Genomic DNA, 20,936 nt, shown 5'->3' with positions numbered 1-20,936 from the left:
ATGAATTTAAGCGATTATAAAGGAATAGCTGTATTTGCTGAACAAAGAGACGGGCAATTACAAAACGTAGGATTAGAATTATTAGGAAAAGCAAGAGAATTAGCAGAAAAATTAGAAACTAAAGAAGTAACTGCTATATTAATAGGAAGCGAAATAGAAGGATTAGCAAAAGAATTAATAGCTTTTGGTGCTGATAGAGTATTAGTAGTAGACAAACCTGAGTTAAAATATTATGATACAGAAGCTTATGCACAAGCTTTCAAAGCTATAATTGAAGCTAAAAAACCAGAAATCGTATTATTTGGAGCAACAACTTTAGGAAGAGACTTAGCTCCAAGAGTATCTTCAAGAATGACAACAGGACTTACTGCTGACTGTACAAAACTTGAAATTTCTGAAGATGAAAGTAAAAGATTAGAAATGACAAGACCAGCATTTGGTGGAAACTTAATGGCAACTATCATTTGTCCTAACCACAGACCACAAATGTCAACAGTTAGACCAGGAGTTATGCAAAAAATAGCTAAAGACGAAACTAGATCAGGAATGGTTGAAAAATTTGAATTTGCTTTAGATACAACTAAATTAAAAGTTAGAGTTTTAGAAGTTGTTAAAGAAGAGAAAAATAAAATAGATATCACTGAAGCTAAGATATTAGTTTCTGGAGGAAGAGGAATCGGATCTGCAGAAAACTTCAAAAACTTAGAAGCAGTAGCAGCTGAAATAGGAGCAGAAGTTTCTGCATCAAGAGCAGCAGTAGACGCTGGATATATTGAACATGATAGACAAGTTGGACAAACTGGTAAAACAGTTAGACCAGATATCTACTTTGCTTGTGGAATTTCAGGAGCTATCCAACACGTTGCAGGTATGGAAGAGTCTGAATTCATCGTAGCTATCAACAAAGATAAAGAAGCTCCAATATTTGGAATTGCTGACTTAGGAATTGTTGGAGATGCTAATAAAATAGCAGCTCTATTAGCTGAAGAATTAAAAAAAGCTAAAGTAGAAAAATAATAATTTAAAATTATATAATTTTCTTACTTGATTTTAAGCTGTAAACAACATTGTTTGTTTACAGCTTTTTTATTTTTGTATTTGGTCAAGAGGTGAAATTTTTATTTAAATTAAATAGAAAAAATTGAAAATATAACAAAAAAGTTGTATACTTTGAATATAAAAAAATGAAATTATAGGAGGTATAATGGATAAATTAATGCCCAGTTTTTACGGAATACTTGAAGTAAAGCATAGATTACCTGGAAGAGTTAGATTACAGATAGACAGTCTAAGAGGAAATGAAGAAGTTTCTAAATATTTAGAAGAAAAACTAAAATCAGTAAATGGAATTGAAAAAATATCAGTAAATAGTTTAGTAGGATCAGTACTTGTTAAATATGATGAAAAAATTATTGAGCCAATGTTTTTGATCGGGATAATCTTAAATATTTTAGGTTTAGAGGATAAGGTATTTGAGAAAAAAAGTGGAACTCTCCATAGTGTTATGAAAGAAACAGTGGATATGTTGGATCTAACAATTTATAACAAAACAAAGGGAATTTTAGATTTAAAAACAGTAATTGCACTTTTCTTTATGGGATATGGATTTAAAAAAGTAAGACAAAATCCAATAATGCCAAATGGTGTAAATCTTCTTTGGTGGGGTTATAATTTAATTATTAGAGGTGGAAATTAATGGAAATACCTAGTTTATTAAAAACAGCTTTTGTATACTTTTCAAAGGTGAAGGTTGTTCATAGTATCCCTGGAAGATTGAGATTACAAATTCCTGGTTTAAATAATGTTCCAAGTGAAATGAAAGCATATGAACACTATGTTGTGGATATAATAAAATTGGAAGATGGAATAAAAGATGTTAATTTTTCTTATATTACAGGAAAAATATTAGTAATTTATGATCCAGAAAAAACAAATGAGAAAAGAATAGTAAGTTGGTTAGATTTGATTTGGAAAAAAATTGTTGAAAATGAGAGAGTTTATTCAAAACTATCTTTAGAGGAGATTAAAAATAATTTGGATAAATTTTATGAATTACTTTGTAAAGAATTAGAGAAAGGAAGATAGATATGAAAGGTATTACCACAGAACATCTTTTAGCTTGTGAAATAGTTCATAAGATAGAAGGCAGAGTTCGTATAAGGATAAAGGCTCTAAAATATTTAGGAAGCTTAAAATCACAGGTTGAAAAGCAATTAGAACAAGTTAAATATATAAAAGGAGCAAAGATAAGCCTTGTTACAGGAACTATTGTTATATATTTTGATAGTTCAATAGCTCAAGAGGATAACTTGATAGCTCTACTTCAAAATACTCTTAATGTTTTTTTAGTTGAGATTTATAAAGCTGAGAGAACTTTAAAAAATAAGAGTGTCACAACAGAGAGAAGACTACAAGAGGAGACTCCTGAAGAAATAATAAAAAAGATAGCCATATCAGCGTGTTTATTAGGGTATAATTTCTTTAAGAAGGCACCTCTTAACCCTGTTTTAGGAATAAGAAGAATTTTTAACCCAAATACTATGGCTATACTATCGTTAGCTGGCCCTGTAATTTCTAATGGATTAGGAACTCTTATAAAAAATAAGAAACCTAATGCAGATACTTTAAGTTCGAGTGCTATAATTAGTAGTTTACTTTTAGGAAAAGAAAAAACTGCTTTAACAATAATGATAATGGAAGAATTTTCAGAACTTCTAACTGTTTATACAATGAAAAAAACAAGAGGCGCTATTAAAGATATGCTTAGCGTTGGTGAGAATTTTGTTTGGAAGTTAGAAGAGGGAAAAAATGTAAAAAAAGTTCCTATTGAAGAAATTAAAAAAGGTGATAAAATAGTAGTTCACACAGGAGAAAAGATAAGTGTTGATGGACTTATTGTTGAAGGAGAAGCTTATATAGACCAATCTTCAATAACAGGTGAATATATGCCTATCACTAAAAAAATAGGAGAAAATGTTTTTGCAGGAACAATTATAAAAAATGGAAGTATTACAGTAGAGGCAGAAAAAGTCGGAGATGAAAGAACTGTTTCGAGAATAATAAAATTAGTTGAAGATGCAAACTTTAATAAGGCTGATATTCAAAACTATGCTGATAATTTTTCAGCTCAGTTGATACCTCTTAACTTTTTACTTGCAGCAATAGTTTATGGAGCCACAAGAAATATTCAAAAAGCTATGAGTATGCTTGTTATAGATTATTCTTGTGGAATAAGATTGTCAACAGCCACAGCCTTTTCAGCAGCTATAAATACAGCAGCTAAAAACGGAATATTGATAAAAGGAAGTAACTATATAGAAGAGTTGTCCAAAGCAGATACAATAATTTTTGATAAAACAGGAACAATAACAAAAGGAAAACCAAGTGTTCAAACGATAAATGTTTTAGATAAAGAGATTGGTGAAAATGTAATGCTTGCTTATGCAGCTGCAGCAGAAGAAACTTCAAGTCACCCATTAGCAGTAGCAATATTAAATGAAGCGAAAGATAGAGGAATAGAGATTCCTAAACATAGTGGAGATAAGGTTGTAGTAGCGAGAGGAATAGAAACAGAAACAGATGGAGCTATAATAAGAGTTGGAAATAAAAAATTCATGGAAGAAAATGATATTAAAATAGATGAATATTACGATGAGGTAAGAACTATTTTAAGTAGAGGAGAAATTCTTATTTATATAGCTAAGGACAATGCTTTAATTGGACTTTTAGGAGTAACTGATCCTCCTAGAGAAAATATAAAGAAAACTATAAATAGATTAAGAGGACAGGGAATAGATGAGATAGTATTACTTACTGGAGATTTGGAACAACAAGCTCAAACGATAGCGACTAAGATGTCCATAGATAGTTATGAATCTGAACTTTTACCAGAAGATAAGGCTAAAAATATTCTATCACTTCAATCAAAAGGAAGTAAAGTAATAATGATAGGGGATGGAATAAATGATGCTCCAGCTCTATCTTATGCAAATATAGGGGTAGCTTTAGGAAGTACAAGAACAGATGTAGCTATGGAAGCAGCCGATGTAACAATTGCTAAGGATGATCCACTAGCAGTACCAGAAGTAATAGGTTTATCTAAGAACACAGTAAAAATTATAAAAGAAAATTTTGCTATGGCTATTGGAATAAATTCTTTTGCCTTGGTTTTAGGTGCGACAGGAATGTTACCAACAATATATAGTTCGATTATTCATAATTTAAGTACAGTGTTGGTTGTTGGAAACTCTTTGAGATTATTAAAATATAGATTGAAAAATTAAGGAGAAACCATTGAAAAAACTTACAGTAACAATAATTCATAAATTACCAAATAGGGTAAGATTAAAGTTGTCGGATCCAATAAAAAAAATGGATGAATTTAAGAAAAATTTATCTGATAATGAAAGTGAGATTACAGTAAAATATACTCCTGTAATAAGAAGTTTAGTAGCTAGTTTTGATCCGAGTAAAATAACTTTACAGGAAACTATATATAAAATTTTAACAGCGTTTTCTATTGAAAATGGAATGATGCCAGTAAAATTATTAGAAGGAACAGAACAAAAAGCTCTAGAGAACTTTGCTATATATTCAGGAGCATCAATAACTATGTCAGGTATAAATATGTTTATCAATAAAAATGATACATCTCTTCAAAATATAATGAATTGGTTTTCTATTGGTATGACATCAGCAGCTATACTTGAGCATGCTTGTGTAGAAACAAATAGAAAAGGAGTTTTTGACTTAGAGATATTGCCAGCTATATATTTGATAAAATCATTCTTGGACACTCCGAAACTTTCGATAGTGGCTATGATATGGTTAACAACATTCGGTAGACATCTAATAAGTACTAATAATTCTGTAAAAGATGTTAAATTTTTTAGAATAAAAAATAAACAAGAAAATAAGTATTACTATATAGCAAATGTATCAGAAAATACAAGCATAGAAAATATAGGAGATTTAATTTATCATATTTTCTTTAGAAAAAATAAAAATATTCAAAAAACAACTGAAAAATATATAACAATAAATAAATAATATTAAGGAGGAAAAAAATGATGTTTGGATTTAGAGGTGGAAACGTAACAAAAGCACACGTGATAGGAGTAGCGGTAGGAGTAGGAGCAACAGTAGCAGGATACTATTTATACAAAAAAAATAAAACTAAAATAGACGCTTTCTTAAAAAGCCAAGGTATAAATATTAAATCTTCTTGTGATGCAGTTGATTATGAAAATATGTCAGTTGAAGCTTTAACAGAAACTAAAGAGCATATAGAAGATATCTTAGCTGAAAAAGAATTAAACGGAACTGCTTGTGAAGCTTGTGAAGCAACAGCTTGTGATACAACAGCAGAATGCAAATAATTAAAATAAAAAAGGAGAGTTTTCAAACTCTCCTTTTTGCTTATATCTATGGAAGAACTTCAATAGTAACTCTTCTGTTAGCTTTTCTTCCTTCTAAAGTGCTATTTGAAGCAATAGGCATATCAGGTCCTTTTCCTAAAACAGTGAATCTATTAGGAGAAACTCCTTGAGAAACAAGATAATTTCCTACTGAAAGAGCTCTTTGTTGAGATAAGTTCATATTGTAATCACGAGAACCAGATGAGTCTGTGTGTCCAGTAACTACTACCTTTGATTTTGGATAGTTATTTAATACAGTTGCTATTCCATTTAGGTGTCTAGTAAACTGTGATTTTAAAGATGAGCTATTTAAAGAGAAAGTAAGTCCTTCAGGAATATTTAATAGGATAGAAGAACCAGTATTGATGATTTCAACTCCTGAATTACGAAGAATATTTCTGAATTCATTTTCTTGTCTTTGAAGATTAGCTCCAATAGCAGTACCAATTAAAGTACCAGCGGCAGCCCCAATTAAAGTTCCTTTAGTATTTCCTCCGATAAGTTGTCCAGCTAAAGCTCCAGCAGCAGCTCCTCCAAGAGCACCTCCAGCAGTATAAGATGTAGAACCTTCAGGTCTTACGAAATTAGAAGTACAACCACTTAGTAATAATGAAGCAGTTAAAAATCCAATAGCTATTTTTTTATTTTTCATTATCGAACCTCCCAAATTATGTAATAAAATAAAAAAAATAAATTCTTTACTAAATTATAGTCTATTATCTTTAACTAAGCAACAAAATTATTAAAATTTTTTTAAAAAATAAAACCATTGAAAATAAAAGAAAAATTAAAAAAACAGAAAAAAATTTAAAAAAACTGTTGACAGATTTTATATATTATGATATTATTATTCTTGTCTTAAGGGACGTCGGAATATAGCGCAGTCCGGTAGCGCACTTGCCTTGGGAGCAAGGGGCCGCAAGTTCGAATCTTGCTATTCCGACCATTTGCGGGAATAGCTCAGTTGGTAGAGCGTCAGCCTTCCAAGCTGAATGTCGCGAGTTCGAACCTCGTTTCCCGCTCCATTTTTTTATTAATGTGTCTGTAGCTCAGCTGGATAGAGCAACGCCCTTCTAAGGCGTGGGTCAGGGGTTCGAATCCCTTCAGACACGCCATTAATGGTGACTGTAGTTCAGTTGGTAGAGCGCCAGTTTGTGGCACTGGTTGTCGCGAGTTCGAGCCTCGTCAGTCACCCCATAAAAAATGCGTCATTAGCTCAGTAGGTAGAGCACACGACTTTTAATCGTGTTGTCACTGGTTCAAATCCAGTATGACGCACCATAACTTAGTGCGAGGATGGCGGAATTGGCAGACGCGCTAGACTTAGGATCTAGTGTCTCCGACGTGAGGGTTCAAGTCCCTCTCTTCGCACCATTTTTTTATAAAGAAATAAATATAAATTATACAAGGGCTACTTTTTTAGGTAGTCTTTTCTTATATTTAAAAATATATTTTAAAGTTATTTGTTTTATGCTATAATTATCTAGGCAAAACTCTAGTAAGGAGTGTAATAGTTATGGAAATACTAAATGCAAGAGAAAAAACAAAAATAAATTTCCAAAAAACTCAGAGTGAAAAAATTATATATTTAGGAGAGTTTAGGGAAAATGTGATTTCAGCTTTGAAAAAGCAAGATATAGATGAAAATATCCAATATCGTTTCTTAGATCTTATGAAAGAGAAAGAAGCTAAATTACTGAAAATAAGTAGAGAATTAGATATGAAGGATATAAAAAGATATATTGAGTATGCTGAAAAAATAGGATTGAATTATCGTTTGGTAGATAACTTATCTTATGAAGGGGATATTGGAATGGTAATAGTTTCAAAAGAACCTTTAAATAATCAAGATGAAGATATTATATTTCAAGGGGAGGAAGAACTGTATAAAAAAGCAGGGCTTACACCTTATTACTGGGGAGCAGAAGGAAAAAAGATTTGCAAAAAACATTATAGATTACTAGAAAAAAATTTTCCAGAAAAGAAAGAAAAGTTTGAATTGATGGGGATAATAGATAAACTTTTAGGATATAAATGTCCTATTTGTAAGAAAGAAAATTCAAATAAAGGAGATATGTAATGGGAGTAGGAGCTTTTAAAATTGTAGGAAACAAAAAATTATCAGGAGTATTAGAAGTTGAGGGATCTAAAAATGCATCTCTTCCAATCTTTATAGCTACTCTTATAGAAAAGGGAACATACGTACTAAAAAATATCCCAAATCTTATGGACATAAGAACATTAATCAAATTATTGGAAAGTTTAGGATTAGAGATAGAGCAGTTAGATAAAAATTCATATAAAATTGTAAATAATGGGATAAAAAACTTAGAAGCATCATATGAACTTGTAAAAAAAATGAGAGCCTCATTTTTAGTTATGGGACCTATGTTGGCTCATTGTGGAGAAGCTAAGGTATCTTTACCAGGAGGGTGTGCAATAGGAGCAAGACCAGTTGATTTACACCTAAAAGGTTTTGAAGGATTAGGAACAGACATTGTTATTGAACATGGATATGTTTATGGAAAAGTAAAAGGTGGAAAATTAAAAGGAGAAAAAATAATCTTAGATTTTCCAAGTGTTGGAGCTACTGAAAATATAATAATGGCGGCAGTAAAAGCTGAAGGAACTACTGTTATAGAAAATGTAGCAAGAGAACCAGAGATAGATGATCTATGCCACTTCCTAAATAAAATGGGGGCAAAGATAGAGGGTATAGGAGAAGGAAAACTTACTATTACAGGAGTTGAGAAATTATATCCGTGTGAGTATGAAATAATACCTGACAGAATAGTAGCTGGGACTTTTATAATAGCAGCAATAATGTTTGAAGGAATAAAAGTAAAAGGTGTAAGAGAAGATCACTTAGAAAGTTTCTTAATGAAATTACAGGAGATGGGAGTAACTTATAAAATAGATGAAAATGGACTTTTTGAAGTTACATCTAAGTTAGAAGATTTAAAAGGTGTAAAGGTAAAAACAATGCCTCATCCAGGATTCCCAACAGACTTACAATCTCCTATAATGACACTTATGTGTTTAGCTAAAGGAAGTAGTGAAATAACAGAAACTATATTTGAAAATAGATTTATGCATGTACCTGAACTAAATAGAATGGGAGCAGAGATAACAACAGAAAAAAATATAGCTGTGATAAAAGGAATTGAGAAATTTTCATCAGCACAAGTTATGTCAAGTGACTTAAGAGCAGGGGCAGCTTTAGTATTAGCAGCTTTAAAAAGTGAAGGTGAGAGTATCGTAAATAGAATCTATCATATAGATCGTGGTTATGAGGAACTTGAAGTTAAATTGAGAAATATCGGTGCAGATATTGAAAGAGTGAAAGAAGAGATATAGGGAGAATTATGGATAAAATAATAGGAATAAATCCAGTAATGGAGGTTTTAGATAACAAAGAAAAAAATATAGAAAAAATAGAAATATTTCAAGGGATAAAAGAGGATAAAGCAAATCTTATAAGAAAAAAAGCATCTGAAAGAAATATAAAAGTTCAATATATTAAGAAAAAGATGGAAAATTCTCAAGGGGTTATTGCATATATAAGTTCTTATGATTACTATGTTGAGTTTGGAGAATTTTTAGAAAAAATAGCTTCTAAAGAGAAGGATATAGTTTTAGTGCTTGATGGAGTTCAAGATCCGAGAAATTTTGGAGCAATAATAAGAAGTGCAGAAATCTTTGGAGTATCTGGAATAATTATTCCTGAAAGAAATTCTGTAAGTATAAATGAAACTGTTGTAAAAACTTCAACAGGGGCAATAGAGTATGTTGATATAGTTAAGGTTGTAAATATAACTGAAGCTTTAAAAAATCTAAAAAAATTAGGATATTGGGTATATGGAGCAGAGGGAGATGGAGCAAAAGTATATTCAGAGGAAAAATATCCTGATAAAACAGTAATAGTTTTAGGAAGTGAAGGTTTTGGAATAAGAAAAAAAGTAAAAGACAACTGTGATATTTTAATAAAAATACCAATGCATGGGAAAATAAATTCTTTAAATGTTTCTGTTGCTGGAGGAATACTTTTATCAGAAGTAGCCAAATCAATATATTAGTAATGGGGTGTATTAGATGGACGCGTCAGAATTAAAAATTTTGATGAAAGCTAAAGCTGGAGATAATGAAAGCTTTGAAATTCTTTTAAAAAAATATGAAAAATATATATATATGAATACAAAAGGTTACTTTTTGGCAAATGGAGAGAAAGAGGATTTAGTTCAAGAGGGAATAATTGGTTTATTAAAAGGGATAAAAAGTTATGACAGTGAAAGAGAGGCTTCTTTTAAAACTTTCGTGATAATGTGTATGAGAAGACAAATTATTACAGCAATAAAATCTTCAAATAGTAAAAAGAATAAATTTATCAATCTTTCAGGAAATGAAACAGATGAAAGTCTGAGAGAAGAATATGCAGAAAGTTCGCCTAATGCTGAAGAGATTTACTTATATAAAGAACTTATGGAAGAATTTACACAATATACTAAAGAACATTTTAGCGACTTAGAAAAAGAAGTTTTAGAAAAACTTTTTCAAGGTTATACTTATGCAGAGATAGCAAAACAGTTAGATAAGCCTATGAAGGTTATAGACAATACTTATCAAAGAATAAAAATAAAAGTAAAAAATTGGCTTAAAGAATTTAGAAATATATAATTAATTGAAAAAGGGGGACGAATGAAAGAGTATAATTTCAAAGAGATCGAAAAAAAATGGCAAGCAAAGTGGGAAAATAGTGTACTTTTTAAAACAGATGATAAAGTAGACGGAAAAGATAACTATTATGTTCTAGTAATGTTACCATATCCATCAGGAAAATTACACGTTGGACACGCTAGAAACTATACAATAGGAGACGTTATTTCAAGATATAAGAGAATGAAGGGGTACAATGTACTTCATCCAATGGGATGGGACTCTTTTGGATTACCAGCAGAAAATGCTGCTATTCAACATGGAGCACATCCAGCTACTTGGACAAAATCTAATATAGAAAATATGAAAAGACAATTAAAATTAATGGGACTTTCATATGATTGGGATAGAGAAATCGCTTCTTATACTCCAGAGTATTATAGATGGAATCAATGGATATTCAAGAGATTATATGAAAAAGGTTTAATTTACAAAAAAGTATCAACAGTAAACTGGTGTCCTGAGTGTCAAACAGTTTTAGCTAACGAGCAAGTTGAAGATGGAAAATGTTGGAGACACTCACATACTCAAGTTATTCAAAAAGATTTAGAGCAATGGTTCTTTAGAATAACTAATTATGCAGAGGAATTACTTACTGGACATGAAGAATTAAAAGAAGGATGGCCAGAAAAAGTTTTAACAATGCAAAAGAACTGGATAGGTAAATCAATAGGTACTGAAGTAGTATTTAAAGTTGAAGAAACAGGAGAAGATTTACCAGTATTTACAACTAGAGTGGATACTATTTATGGAGTAACTTACTGTGTTGTAGCTCCAGAACATCCAATAGTTAATAAAATAATAGAAGTTAATCCAAGCATAAAAGATGCAGTTAGCAACATGAAAAACATGGATATAATAGAAAGAACTGCTGAAGGAAAAGAGAAGAATGGAATTGCAACTGGTTGGCATGTAATAAACCCAGTTACAGGAGATAAAGTACCTTTATGGATAGCTGACTATGTATTGATGAACTATGGTACAGGAGCAGTAATGGCAGTACCTACTCATGATGAAAGAGACTTTGCATTTGCTAAAAAATACGATCTTCCAATGAAAGTTGTAATTAATCCTATTGGACAAGAGGAAGTTTTAGATCCAGCTCAAATGACACAAGCATTTACAGAGGTTGGAGAATTAGTAAACTCTGGAGAGTTTAACGGTGTTAACTCAAAAGAAGCTATCGGAAAAATAGCTGACTATGTTCAAGAAAAAGGATATGGAGAAAAAACAACTAAGTATAGATTAAAAGATTGGGGAATTTCAAGACAAAGATATTGGGGAACTCCTATTCCAGTATTATACTGTGATAAATGTGGAATGGTAATGGAAAAAGATGAAAATTTACCAGTTGAATTACCAAAAGATGTTAAATTTACAGGAAACGGAAACCCAATAGAAACATCAGAAGAATATAAACATGCAGTATGTCCAGTTTGTGGTGGACCTGCTAGAAGAGAAACAGATACAATGGATACATTTGTTGACTCATCTTGGTATTTCTTAAGATATTGTGATCCAAAAAATACAGATTTACCATTCTCAAAAGAAGCTGCTGACGCTTGGACTTCAGTAGACCAATATATAGGTGGAGTAGAACATGCAGTAATGCATTTATTATATGCAAGATTCTTCTACAAAGCTTTAAGAGATTTAGGACTTTTAAGTTCAAATGAGCCATTTAAAAGATTATTAACTCAAGGAATGGTTTTATCTGATTCATATTATTCACCAGCAGAGAATAAATTTGTATTCCCTAACGAAGTTGAATTAAGAGATGGAAAAGCTTTCTTAAAAACAACAGGTGAAGAGTTAGTTGTAAAAATGGAGAAAATGTCAAAATCAAAAAATAATGGTGTTGACCCAGAAGAGATAATGGAAAAATATGGAGCAGATGCAACAAGATTATTTATTATGTTTACTGCACCACCTGAAAAAGAATTAGAGTGGAATGAAAATGGACTTGCTGGAGCAGCAAGATTCTTAAATAGAGTTTGGAGAGTAGTTGTTGAGAACAAAGAGTTTATCAGTGATGAAAAAGTAGATTATTCTAATATTTCAAAAGATGATAAAGCTTTATTAAGAAAATTACATCAAACAATTAAGAAAATAACAGATTCGATAGAAGATAACTATCACTTTAATACTGCTATTGCAAGTACAATGGAACTTATAAATGAAGTTTATGATTATAGAAGTAATGTTCTTGGAACTGATAAAGAAACTTCTGAGTCTAAAAAAATATTTGGACAAGTTATAGAAAATATTATAATAATGCTTTCTCCATTTACTCCTCACTTCTGTGATGAATTATGGGAAGAAATTGGTGAGAAAGGATATTTATTCAATGCTGCTTGGCCTGAATGTGATGAAAAACTAACTGTTGCTGATGAAGTTACAATAGCTGTTCAAGTAAACGGAAAAGTAAGAGGATCAGTTGTAGTTGATATAAACGCTCCAAAAGAAGAGGTAGAAAAAGCTGCTTTCGAAATAGAAAATGTAAAAAAATTCGTTGAAGGAAAAACAGTAGTAAAAGTAATAGTTGTTCCTAAGAAAATAGTAAATATAGTAGTAAAATAGATTTTTTTTAAATCCTGTAAATGATTTTACAGGATTTTTTTTCAAATTTTTCTAAAAATATTGAAAAATATATATTTTTTTTGAAAACTGTAGTATAATGATAGAGTTAATAGATAAAATAATAATTAAAGATTTAGAAGGAGATGATAATAATGAATATTATGTTATTCGGAGCGCCAGGTGCTGGGAAAGGAACTCAAGCAAAATATATAATTGAGAAATATGGAATTCCTCAAATTTCAACTGGAGATATATTAAGAGCAGCTGTAAAAGAAGGAACACCTATGGGACTTGAGGCTAAAGCTTGTATGGAAGCTGGAAAATTAGTTTCTGACGAGATTATAATAGGAATAATAAAAGATAGATTAGCAAAAGAAGATTGTAAAAAAGGATTTATCCTAGATGGATTCCCAAGAACAATAGCTCAAGCAGAAGCTTTAGAAGTTTTAATGAAAGAAATGGGAATAAAACTAGATAAAGTTATTTCTTTAAATGTTCCAGATGAGTTAATCGTAGGAAGAGTAGTAGGAAGAAGAGTTTGTAAAGAATGTGGAGGATCTTTCCATGTTGAATTTAACCCTTCAAAAGTTGAGGGAGTTTGTGATTTCTGTGGTGGAGAATTAATCCAAAGAAAAGATGACTCAGCAGAAACTGTTGGAAAAAGATTACAAGAATATCATTCACAAACAGCTCCATTATTTGATTTCTATATGGAGAGAGGAATTTTAGCTGACATAGATGGTACAAAAGAAATAGACGAAATAACAAAAGAAATATTTAATATTTTAGGTTAATTTTAGAAAGGAAAAAATTATGGCAGTTATTATAAAAACCCCTGAAGAAATAGCAGGAATAAAGAAAGCCAATCAAATAATAGCAAGATTATACGAAGAAATTTTACCTCAATATATAAAACCTGGAATTTCTACAAAAGAAATAGATAAAATTGTAGATGATTACATAAGATCTCAAGGAGCAATCCCAGGATGTATAGGCGTACCAGGATTATATAATCCATTTCCAGCAGCAACTTGTATTTCAGTAAATGAAGCGGTTGTTCATGGAATCCCTGATGAAAATATTATATTAAAAGAGGGAGATATAGTTAGTGTTGATACAGTAACTATTCTTGATGGATTTTATGGGGATGCAGCTATAACTTATCCAGTAGGAGAAGTTGATACAGAAACAAAAAAACTTTTAGAAGTTACTGAAAAAGCTAGAGATATAGGAATAGAACAAGCAGTTGTTGGGAATAGACTTGGAGATATTGGGCATGCTATTCAATCTTTTGTTGAAAAGAATGGATTCTCAGTAGTAAGAGATTATGCAGGACATGGTGTTGGAAAAGAGATGCACGAGGATCCTTGTGTAGCGAACTATGGAAGAAAAGGTAGAGGTCTTAAGATAGAAGAGGGAATGGTACTAGCAATAGAACCAATGGTAAATGCTGGAAGTTATAAAATAGGCATGTTAAACGATGGTTGGACAGTAGTTACTAAAGATGGAAAAAAATCTGCTCACTTTGAGCACTCAATAGCAATAGTAGATGGAAAACCATTGGTACTTAGTAAATTAGACTAAAAAATTTTTTAAAAAACTCAAAAAATGAGTAGACATTTTTTAGAAAATATGTTAAAATATTTTGAATTTCTGTTCGATAGGAGGAGATATGTCAAAAAAAGATGTTATCGAATTAGAAGGAACTATTTTAGAAGCCCTTCCAAATGCGATGTTTCAAATTAAGTTAGAGAATGGGCATACTATTCTAGGTCATATTTCAGGAAAAATGAGAATGAATTACATAAAAATATTGCCTGGAGATAAAGTAACTGTTCAAATCTCACCTTATGACTTATCAAGAGGAAGAATAGTTTATAGAAAAAAATAGTTTTTTTACATCACGAAAAAGGAGGTAGAGATGAAAGTAAGAACATCAATTAAACCTATTTGTGACAAATGTAAAGTAATCAGAAGACACGGAAAAATAAGAGTTATATGTGAAAACCCAAAACACAAACAAGTTCAAGGGTAATTAAATTATTCTTATTTTAAATGCTAGATTATTTTACTAGCAGGAACAAATTTAGTACTGACATTGGAAGTACTGTAAAGATATGTTTGGCTGTAGAGCCTATTCTTAAGTAAAATGCTTAAGGCATATCGAGGAAAGTGTTGGCTAACCACAGATGTTAGCGAATATATAAAATTTTTGTGAATAGGAGGAATCAGATTTGGCTAGAATCGCTGGAGTAGACATTCCTAGAAATAAGAGGGTAGAAATATCTTTAACTTATATCTACGGAATTGGAAGAAAAACTTCTCAAGACATTTTAACTCAAGCAGGAGTTAATTTTGACACAAGAGTAAAGGATTTAACTGAAGAAGAATTAAACAAAATTAGAGGTATCATCGACGGATTAAAAGTAGAAGGAGACTTAAGAAAAGAAGTTAGACTTGCAATAAAAAGACTTTTAGACATTAGATGTTACAGAGGATTAAGACACAAAATGAATTTACCAGTAAGAGGACAAAAATCTAAGACTAACGCTAGAACTAGAAAAGGTCCTAAAAAAATGGTTAAAAAATAAGATTAACTAAAAAATTCGTGAAAGTTAATTAGTGTCGTATTTTAGATGATGAATTAGAATTAGAAGTAAGGAGGGAGCTCAATTGGCTAAAAAAGTAGCTAAAGTTAAAAAGAAATTAAAAAATATTCCTAGCGGAGTAGCTCATATACATTCAACATTCAATAACACAATTATTGCTATTACTGACCCAGAAGGAAGAGTAGTAAGTTGGAAATCAGGTGGAACTTCAGGTTTCAAAGGAACTAAAAAAGGAACTCCATTCGCAGCTCAAATCGCAGCTGAACAAGCAGCAGGAATAGCTATGGAAAATGGAATGAAAAAAATTGAAGTTAAAGTTAAAGGACCTGGATCAGGAAGAGAAGCTTGTGTAAGATCTTTACAAGCAGCAGGATTAGAAGTTACAAAAATTACTGACGTAACTCCAGTTCCACATAACGGATGTAGACCACCAAAAAGAAGAAGAGTGTAGTCACTTAATATTTATTTAAGTAATGAGAAAATAGTAAGGAGGAATATTCGAGAATGGCAAGAAATAGACAGCCTATATTAAAAAAATGTAGAGCACTTGGAATTGAGCCTATGGTTTTAGGAGTAAATAAAACTTCAAAAAGAGGGTTCAGACCAAACGCAAACAAAAAACCTACAGAGTATGCAATACAATTAAGAGAAAAACAAAAAGCTAGATTTATATATAACGTAATGGAAAACCAATTCAGAAAACTTTATGAGGAAGCAACTAGAAAAGAAGGAGTTACAGGTTTAGTTTTAGTTGAATTCTTAGAAAGAAGATTAGAGAACGTTGTTTACAGATTAGGATTTGCAAAAACTAGAAGACAAGCTAGACAAATCGTTTCTCACGGACACGTTGCAGTAAACGGAAGAAGAGTAAATATCGCTTCTTACAGAGTTAAAGTTGGAGATGTTATCTCTATAATCGAAAACTCTAAAAATATTGAATTAATAAAAGAAGCTGTAGAAGCATCTACAGTACCAGCTTGGTTAGAACTAGACAGAGCAGCATTTGCTGGTAAAGTTCTTCAAAATCCAACAAAAGAAGATTTAGACTTTGATTTAGATGAAGCCTTAATAGTTGAGTTCTATTCTAGATAATAAGCCTTTTAATAGGAGTTGATCAAATGTTAAAAATTGAAAAACATGCTAGAGGTATAAACATAAGCGAAGTAAAAGAAAATGAATTTAAAGGACAATATGTAATTGAACCTTTATATAGAGGGTATGGAAATACTATTGGAAATGCTTTAAGAAGAGTTTTACTTTCTTCTATACCAGGTGCAGCAATAAAAGGTGTAAAAATTGAGGGAGTTTCTAGCGAATTCTCTATTATGGAAGGAGTAAAAGAGCCAGTTACTGACATTATTCTTAACATAAAAGAGGTTGTAGTTAAAACTGAATCAGTTGGAGAGAGAAAAATGACTCTTTCTGTTAAAGGACCTAAAATAGTTAAAGCAGCTGATATAATTCCAGATATTGGCTTAGAAATTGTAAATCCAGAGCAAGTTATTTGTACTATAACTACTGACAGAGAAGTTGAAATGGAATTCTTAGTAGATGTAGGAGAAGGATTTATAGTATCAGAAGATATAGATAAAAAAGATTGGCCAGTTGGTTATATAGCAGTTGACGCTATATATACACCAATTAAAAAAGTTTCTTATTCTGTTGAAGCAACTATGGTTGGAAGAATGACAGACTTTGATAAGCTAATTCTTAATATAGAAACTGATGGAAGTGTTGCTATAAGAGATACTGTTTCTTACGCAGTAGAACTTCTAAAATTATATCTTAACCCATTCTTAGACTTAGGTAATAGAATGGAATACTTAAGAGATGAAGCAGAAGAAGAAGAGGAAGAAATAGAAAAACAAGAAAAAGATGGCAATATATTAGAGACTAAGATAGAGGAGCTAGATTTAACAGTTAGATCATTTAACTGCTTGAAGAAAGCTGGTATTGAAGAAGTTGGACAATTAGCAAGACTAAGCATGAACGACCTTCTAAAAATAAAAAATCTTGGAAGAAAGTCTCTTGATGAAATCCTAGAAAAAATGAAAGAACTAGGATTTGACCTTAATCAGAATGAATATTCTGAATAATATCGACAAGAGGAGGAAGCTAACTAATGAATCACAATAAATCATATAGAAAATTAGGAAGAAGAGCTGACCACAGAATGGCTATGCTTAAAAACCTAACAATATCATTAGTAAAAGAAGAAAAATTAGAAACTACAGTTACTAGAGCTAAAGAACTTAGAAAATTTGCTGAGAGAATGATAACTTTAGGTAAAAAAGGAACTTTAGCTGACAGAAGAAGAGCTTTTGCATTCTTAAGAGACGAAGAAGCAGTAGCAAAATTATTCAACGATTTAGCACCAAAATATGCTGAAAGAAACGGTGGATACACTAGAATAATCAAAACTTCTGTAAGAAAAGGTGACTCTGCTGAATTAGCTATAATAGCTTTAGTATAGTAAAAATTTCATTTATAAAAAAGACTCCAAGTGAGTCTTTTTTTATATTTAAAAAAGGAAATTAAGAGTTTAAATAGAATAATAAATTAGATGCATATAACAAAATATGAAAGGGGAGATTTTATATGAAATTAAAAATGTTATTAGCAGGATTAACTTTAGCATCAACTATGGCTTTTGGAGCTGGACCACAACTTTCAATAGCACCTGGATTACAATTTGGAGCAACTAAATATGACTCCATAGATAATTTCAGTTTTAACTTATTAGGAGCTGAAAACCAAAGCATGTCTGGATTTGACTTATCATTAATAGGATATAGACAAATTAATGGAAACTTCAATGGAGGACACTTAGCTTTATTTGGATTTGAAGCTTTTAGAGTAAGTGGAAATATGTCAGGGGTTTCTTTAGCACTATGGAATGATGTTGGTGGAAACTTAAACGGAGGAACAATTGGGGTAGTAAATACTACAAGAGGAAATGCTACATTTAACTTTGGTGGTGTAAACTATGTTGAAGGAAAAGCAATGGTTCAATTAGGATTTGTAAACTATTCAAACTCAGTAGGTGGATTACAATTTGGTTTAATAAATGCAACTAAAAATCTAGAAGGACTTCAAGTTGGTTTAGTAAACTATGCAGAAAATGGAGTATTCCCAGTTTTACCAATAATAAACTTTAGAAAATCATTATAATAGAATAGAATAAAAAATTTTTAACTACATTTGAGATTTTTTAGTCTTAAATGTAGTTTTTTTATTATAAAAATTTGCAAATTTCTATATTTTATGGTATAATTAATACATAAATGAAATTATTACAAATTTGAATAATAAAGGGAGGAAATTAAATGGCAAAATATCGTTGTACAGTATGTAACTATGTTCATGATGGAGAAATAGGAGATAATTTTAGATGCCCTTTATGTGGTCAACCAGGAATTGTCTTTGAAGAGATAAAAGAGAAAAAAATAGAAGAAGGAAAAACTAAATATTCAGGAACAAAAACAGAAAAGAATTTATTAGAAGCTTTAGCTGGAGAATCAAAAGCTAGAAATAAATATACTTTCTTTGCTGATGTAGCTAAGAAAGAGGGATATGAGCAAATACATAATTTATTTATAAAAACTGCTGATAATGAGAGAGAACACTCAAGATTATGGTTTAAAGAATTAGGGTTACTAAAAGATACTGAAGAAAATCTTTTAGATGCTGCTAACGGAGAGAATTATGAGTGGACAGATATGTATGATAAATTTGCAAAGGAAGCAGATGAAGAAGGATTCCATGATTTAGCTTTAAAATTTAAGGCAGTGGCAAAAATAGAAAGAGCTCACGAAGAAAGATATCGTAAACTACTTAATAATATAAAAATGAAACAAGTATTTGAAAAGGCTGAGGAGACTATGTGGGAATGTATAAACTGTGGTCACTTGGTAATGGGTAAAAAGGCTCCAGAAAGTTGTGAAGTATGTGGATACTCACAAGGATTCTTTGAAGTGAGAAATGAAAATTATTAATAAATAAAAAGTCAGATCAATTGAGTGATCTGACTTTTTTCTTATGCAAATTTTTCATTTTTAGTTTTAAAATAAAAGAAAATATGGAAGGATGAAATAGCAATCCAACCAATTCCAGTAGCAAGTGCTACACCTCCAAGTTCTAAAGAATTTATAAATAAATAAGATAAAATAACCCTTATTATTATTTGTAGAGTAGTACCTATAAATGGAATATTCATAATACCTGTTCCTCTAAAGTATCCTACAAAAGCACTTCCATTAAAACAAAGAATATAGAAATAAGAGATTATTTGTAAATAACTAACTCCATTTTTAATAGTTTCCTCATTAGCATTTTCTAATAAAGATTTAATAAAAGGTGTAGCTCCAAAATACATAAATAATGCCATAACTATTCCAAGGGAGTACATAAGCACAAGACTTGTTTTAAATCCTTCATAAGCTCTTTTTTTATTTCCAGCCCCAATATTTTGTGCTATAAATACAGAGATTGCCTCAGTTCCACTTATAGCAAAGGTATTGGCTATACCTTCTATCCTATTAGTAGCAGTATAAGCAGCAATACCGAAAGGTCCTAAGGTATTTACAGCTCCTTGAACTAAAATTTTTCCAATATATAAACTGGATTGATGAAGAGCAGATATCGAAGCAAAATAAAGAGTCTTTTTTAATAAAATGCTATCAAAAATCATATCAAGTTTAGTAAATATACATTCAGAAAAATATTTTTTTATGTATAGGAAACATAAAAGAGCTGAGATTCCTTGAGATATAACAGTAGCCCAAGCTGCTCCAGATATTCCAAAATGTAAGTATTTTATAAATATAAAATCAAGAATTACATTGCAGATAATAGAAATAACTAAAAATATAAGAGCAAATCGAGTATTTCCCATTGAACGAAGTTGAGAAGCAAAAAGATTATATAGGAAAGTAACAAAAAGTCCAATAAAAATAATTGTCAAATATTGACTGACATAAATCTCAATCTCTGCTGGTGTGTTTATCAATTTTAATATTGAAGGTAAAGATATTATGGAGATAAAACTTAAAAAGAAAGTAAATAAAAGTCCAAAAGTAACTGCTAAAAAAGATTCCTTTCTATACTCTTTCATATCTTGCTTCCCATAAAACATAGATAGTATAACAGAAACTCCAGTACAACAACCACCTATTAAGAAAATAAAAAGATTCATAACAGTCCCAGCTACTCCAAGACCTGCAAAAGCATTTTCTCCAATATATTTACCAACTATAACCGTATCTACTAAATTATAAAATTGTTGAAATATATTCCCAATAAGTAGAGGAACAGCAAGTTTTATAAGCTGATTTTTAATATTTCCTTCAGTAAGAATATATGTATTTTTTTTCATTTAATATTTATAAAACCTCCTAATTATCAAAATATTTCAGTATATTATATCATATAACCTAAAAAATTAATAAAAGAAAGTAAATAAAAAAACTTATCCCAATGGAATAAGTTTTTTTAAAATTTTATAGGAAATGTGCTCCAAGTTTTGCATATTCTTCAACCATTTCATCAGGCCATACAGATGCTTGAACCTCTCCAATATGTAATTTTTCTAAGAAAAGCATACAAATTCTTGATTGTC

The 20,936-nt window shown here is 30.6% G+C and carries 24 protein-coding genes, 6 tRNA genes and 1 pseudogene; 28 read left to right on the top strand and 3 right to left on the bottom strand.

Translation table 11 applies throughout. The annotated features are described in order from the left end of the window. From Q1J48_RS00855 to Q1J48_RS00830, 6 genes are all read left to right on the top strand, one after another. The gene (locus Q1J48_RS00855; protein WP_300344597.1) at positions 1-1,017 is read left to right on the top strand and encodes an electron transfer flavoprotein subunit alpha/FixB family protein; all 1,017 of its coding nucleotides are present in this window, start codon (positions 1-3) and stop codon (positions 1,015-1,017) included. Positions 1,018-1,204: 187 nt separating this feature from the next. Continuing rightward, positions 1,205-1,696: an HMA2 domain-containing protein gene (locus Q1J48_RS00850; RefSeq protein WP_300344600.1), complete on the top strand. Its 492-nt coding sequence runs from the start codon at positions 1,205-1,207 to the stop codon at positions 1,694-1,696. After that, on the top strand, positions 1,696-2,085 hold the full coding sequence (locus Q1J48_RS00845; RefSeq protein WP_300344603.1) for an HMA2 domain-containing protein: 390 nt from the start codon (positions 1,696-1,698) through the stop codon (positions 2,083-2,085). Before Q1J48_RS00850 ends, Q1J48_RS00845 begins: the two co-directional genes overlap by 1 nt. A gap of 11 nt (positions 2,086-2,096) precedes the next feature. Continuing rightward, complete coding sequence (locus Q1J48_RS00840) at positions 2,097-4,283, top strand: heavy metal translocating P-type ATPase (protein ID WP_300360617.1); 2,187 nt, start codon at positions 2,097-2,099, stop codon at positions 4,281-4,283. A gap of 10 nt (positions 4,284-4,293) precedes the next feature. Continuing rightward, a complete protein-coding gene (locus Q1J48_RS00835) occupies positions 4,294-5,049 on the top strand; it encodes a hypothetical protein (protein WP_300329530.1) in 756 nt (251 codons plus the stop codon). Positions 5,050-5,066: 17 nt separating this feature from the next. After that, positions 5,067-5,378 (top strand): hypothetical protein, encoded by a 312-nt coding sequence (locus Q1J48_RS00830; protein ID WP_498040959.1) that lies wholly within the window; start codon positions 5,067-5,069, stop codon positions 5,376-5,378. Positions 5,379-5,424: 46 nt separating this feature from the next. Here the strand turns inward: Q1J48_RS00830 and Q1J48_RS00825 are convergent, their stop codons facing one another. Next, complete coding sequence (locus Q1J48_RS00825) at positions 5,425-6,069, bottom strand: YiaD family glycine zipper/OmpA-like lipoprotein (RefSeq protein WP_300329527.1); 645 nt, start codon at positions 6,067-6,069, stop codon at positions 5,425-5,427. Between the two features lie 217 nt (positions 6,070-6,286). Here Q1J48_RS00825 and Q1J48_RS00820 point away from each other — a divergent pair. The 22 genes from Q1J48_RS00820 (at position 6,287) to rbr (ending at position 19,314) form a co-directional block, all read left to right on the top strand. Further along, positions 6,287-6,363 (top strand) — tRNA-Pro (locus Q1J48_RS00820). Positions 6,364-6,366: 3 nt separating this feature from the next. Then, positions 6,367-6,442 (top strand) — tRNA-Gly (locus Q1J48_RS00815). A gap of 13 nt (positions 6,443-6,455) precedes the next feature. Continuing rightward, a tRNA-Arg gene (locus Q1J48_RS00810) sits at positions 6,456-6,532 on the top strand. Positions 6,533-6,538: 6 nt separating this feature from the next. Beyond that, a tRNA-His gene (locus Q1J48_RS00805) sits at positions 6,539-6,614 on the top strand. Positions 6,615-6,622: 8 nt separating this feature from the next. After that, positions 6,623-6,698 (top strand) — tRNA-Lys (locus tag Q1J48_RS00800). 9 nt (positions 6,699-6,707) lie between these two features. Then, positions 6,708-6,791: transfer RNA gene (locus Q1J48_RS00795), tRNA-Leu, on the top strand. Between the two features lie 142 nt (positions 6,792-6,933). Then, complete coding sequence (locus Q1J48_RS00790; RefSeq protein ID WP_300329525.1) at positions 6,934-7,497, top strand: DUF1694 domain-containing protein; 564 nt, start codon at positions 6,934-6,936, stop codon at positions 7,495-7,497. After that, positions 7,497-8,774: a UDP-N-acetylglucosamine 1-carboxyvinyltransferase gene (gene murA, locus Q1J48_RS00785; RefSeq protein ID WP_300329522.1), complete on the top strand. Its 1,278-nt coding sequence runs from the start codon at positions 7,497-7,499 to the stop codon at positions 8,772-8,774. Before Q1J48_RS00790 ends, murA begins: the two co-directional genes overlap by 1 nt. 8 nt (positions 8,775-8,782) lie before the next feature. Then, on the top strand, positions 8,783-9,493 hold the full coding sequence (gene rlmB, locus Q1J48_RS00780) for a 23S rRNA (guanosine(2251)-2'-O)-methyltransferase RlmB (protein WP_300329520.1): 711 nt from the start codon (positions 8,783-8,785) through the stop codon (positions 9,491-9,493). A 16-nt stretch (positions 9,494-9,509) separates the two neighbouring features. Further along, positions 9,510-10,091: a sigma-70 family RNA polymerase sigma factor gene (locus tag Q1J48_RS00775; protein ID WP_300329517.1), complete on the top strand. Its 582-nt coding sequence runs from the start codon at positions 9,510-9,512 to the stop codon at positions 10,089-10,091. A 21-nt stretch (positions 10,092-10,112) separates the two neighbouring features. Beyond that, a complete protein-coding gene (gene leuS, locus Q1J48_RS00770; protein WP_300360615.1) occupies positions 10,113-12,710 on the top strand; it encodes a leucine--tRNA ligase in 2,598 nt (865 codons plus the stop codon). Between the two features lie 152 nt (positions 12,711-12,862). Next, the gene (locus Q1J48_RS00765; RefSeq protein WP_300329512.1) at positions 12,863-13,504 is read left to right on the top strand and encodes an adenylate kinase; all 642 of its coding nucleotides are present in this window, start codon (positions 12,863-12,865) and stop codon (positions 13,502-13,504) included. A 19-nt stretch (positions 13,505-13,523) separates the two neighbouring features. Continuing rightward, entirely contained in the window at positions 13,524-14,294 is a 771-nt protein-coding gene (gene map / locus Q1J48_RS00760) for a type I methionyl aminopeptidase (protein WP_300329509.1), read from the top strand. An 88-nt stretch (positions 14,295-14,382) separates the two neighbouring features. Then, entirely contained in the window at positions 14,383-14,601 is a 219-nt protein-coding gene (gene infA / locus Q1J48_RS00755; RefSeq protein WP_027128731.1) for a translation initiation factor IF-1, read from the top strand. A gap of 30 nt (positions 14,602-14,631) precedes the next feature. Next, on the top strand, positions 14,632-14,745 hold the full coding sequence (gene rpmJ / locus Q1J48_RS00750; RefSeq protein WP_027128732.1) for a 50S ribosomal protein L36: 114 nt from the start codon (positions 14,632-14,634) through the stop codon (positions 14,743-14,745). 199 nt (positions 14,746-14,944) lie between these two features. Then, a complete protein-coding gene (gene rpsM, locus Q1J48_RS00745) occupies positions 14,945-15,301 on the top strand; it encodes a 30S ribosomal protein S13 (protein ID WP_300329504.1) in 357 nt (118 codons plus the stop codon). A gap of 82 nt (positions 15,302-15,383) precedes the next feature. Then, positions 15,384-15,770 (top strand): 30S ribosomal protein S11, encoded by a 387-nt coding sequence (gene rpsK, locus Q1J48_RS00740; RefSeq protein ID WP_177161509.1) that lies wholly within the window; start codon positions 15,384-15,386, stop codon positions 15,768-15,770. A gap of 53 nt (positions 15,771-15,823) precedes the next feature. Beyond that, complete coding sequence (rpsD, locus tag Q1J48_RS00735; protein ID WP_300329497.1) at positions 15,824-16,411, top strand: 30S ribosomal protein S4; 588 nt, start codon at positions 15,824-15,826, stop codon at positions 16,409-16,411. A 26-nt stretch (positions 16,412-16,437) separates the two neighbouring features. Further along, positions 16,438-17,415, top strand: a complete 978-nt coding sequence (locus Q1J48_RS00730; RefSeq protein WP_300329494.1) for a DNA-directed RNA polymerase subunit alpha — start codon at positions 16,438-16,440, stop codon at positions 17,413-17,415. Positions 17,416-17,441: 26 nt separating this feature from the next. Next, positions 17,442-17,792 (top strand): 50S ribosomal protein L17, encoded by a 351-nt coding sequence (gene rplQ / locus Q1J48_RS00725; RefSeq protein ID WP_027128737.1) that lies wholly within the window; start codon positions 17,442-17,444, stop codon positions 17,790-17,792. A 125-nt stretch (positions 17,793-17,917) separates the two neighbouring features. Further along, positions 17,918-18,490 carry an LA_2272 family surface repeat-containing protein gene (locus Q1J48_RS00720; protein WP_300329490.1) on the top strand — a complete coding sequence of 191 codons (573 nt, stop codon included), beginning with the start codon at positions 17,918-17,920 and terminating at the stop codon, positions 18,488-18,490. A 155-nt stretch (positions 18,491-18,645) separates the two neighbouring features. After that, a complete protein-coding gene (gene rbr / locus Q1J48_RS00715; protein WP_300329487.1) occupies positions 18,646-19,314 on the top strand; it encodes a rubrerythrin in 669 nt (222 codons plus the stop codon). 41 nt (positions 19,315-19,355) lie between these two features. Here the strand turns inward: rbr and Q1J48_RS00710 are convergent, their stop codons facing one another. Continuing rightward, entirely contained in the window at positions 19,356-20,693 is a 1,338-nt protein-coding gene (locus Q1J48_RS00710) for an MATE family efflux transporter (RefSeq protein ID WP_300360614.1), read from the bottom strand. Positions 20,694-20,817: 124 nt separating this feature from the next. Beyond that, positions 20,818-20,936: pseudogene (locus Q1J48_RS00705) on the bottom strand (aspartate--ammonia ligase); the annotation flags it as partial.

Source organism: Fusobacterium sp., assembly GCF_029258315.1.
Classification (GTDB): Bacteria; Fusobacteriota; Fusobacteriia; order Fusobacteriales; family Fusobacteriaceae; genus Fusobacterium_B.
This window is presented reverse-complemented; position numbering and strand designations above follow the sequence as displayed.

Excerpts from the sequence above, each read along its gene's own strand:
- rpsD (WP_300329497.1), top strand. The coding sequence starts at position 15,824 with ATGGCAAGAAATAGACAGCCTATATTAAAAAAATGTAGAGCACTTGGA.
- Q1J48_RS00730 (WP_300329494.1), top strand. The coding sequence starts at position 16,438 with ATGTTAAAAATTGAAAAACATGCTAGAGGTATAAACATAAGCGAAGTA.
- Q1J48_RS00710 (WP_300360614.1), bottom strand. The coding sequence starts at position 20,693 with ATGAAAAAAAATACATATATTCTTACTGAAGGAAATATTAAAAATCAG.
- map (WP_300329509.1), top strand. The coding sequence starts at position 13,524 with ATGGCAGTTATTATAAAAACCCCTGAAGAAATAGCAGGAATAAAGAAA.
- leuS (WP_300360615.1), top strand. The coding sequence starts at position 10,113 with ATGAAAGAGTATAATTTCAAAGAGATCGAAAAAAAATGGCAAGCAAAG.
- Q1J48_RS00830 (WP_498040959.1), top strand. The coding sequence starts at position 5,067 with ATGATGTTTGGATTTAGAGGTGGAAACGTAACAAAAGCACACGTGATA.
- Q1J48_RS00720 (WP_300329490.1), top strand. The coding sequence starts at position 17,918 with ATGAAATTAAAAATGTTATTAGCAGGATTAACTTTAGCATCAACTATG.
- Q1J48_RS00790 (WP_300329525.1), top strand. The coding sequence starts at position 6,934 with ATGGAAATACTAAATGCAAGAGAAAAAACAAAAATAAATTTCCAAAAA.
- Q1J48_RS00845 (WP_300344603.1), top strand. The coding sequence starts at position 1,696 with ATGGAAATACCTAGTTTATTAAAAACAGCTTTTGTATACTTTTCAAAG.
- murA (WP_300329522.1), top strand. The coding sequence starts at position 7,497 with ATGGGAGTAGGAGCTTTTAAAATTGTAGGAAACAAAAAATTATCAGGA.
- rpmJ (WP_027128732.1), top strand. The coding sequence starts at position 14,632 with ATGAAAGTAAGAACATCAATTAAACCTATTTGTGACAAATGTAAAGTA.
- Q1J48_RS00855 (WP_300344597.1), top strand. The coding sequence starts at position 1 with ATGAATTTAAGCGATTATAAAGGAATAGCTGTATTTGCTGAACAAAGA.
- Q1J48_RS00775 (WP_300329517.1), top strand. The coding sequence starts at position 9,510 with ATGGACGCGTCAGAATTAAAAATTTTGATGAAAGCTAAAGCTGGAGAT.
- Q1J48_RS00765 (WP_300329512.1), top strand. The coding sequence starts at position 12,863 with ATGAATATTATGTTATTCGGAGCGCCAGGTGCTGGGAAAGGAACTCAA.
- Q1J48_RS00825 (WP_300329527.1), bottom strand. The coding sequence starts at position 6,069 with ATGAAAAATAAAAAAATAGCTATTGGATTTTTAACTGCTTCATTATTA.
- rplQ (WP_027128737.1), top strand. The coding sequence starts at position 17,442 with ATGAATCACAATAAATCATATAGAAAATTAGGAAGAAGAGCTGACCAC.
- Q1J48_RS00850 (WP_300344600.1), top strand. The coding sequence starts at position 1,205 with ATGGATAAATTAATGCCCAGTTTTTACGGAATACTTGAAGTAAAGCAT.
- infA (WP_027128731.1), top strand. The coding sequence starts at position 14,383 with ATGTCAAAAAAAGATGTTATCGAATTAGAAGGAACTATTTTAGAAGCC.
- rlmB (WP_300329520.1), top strand. The coding sequence starts at position 8,783 with ATGGATAAAATAATAGGAATAAATCCAGTAATGGAGGTTTTAGATAAC.
- rbr (WP_300329487.1), top strand. The coding sequence starts at position 18,646 with ATGGCAAAATATCGTTGTACAGTATGTAACTATGTTCATGATGGAGAA.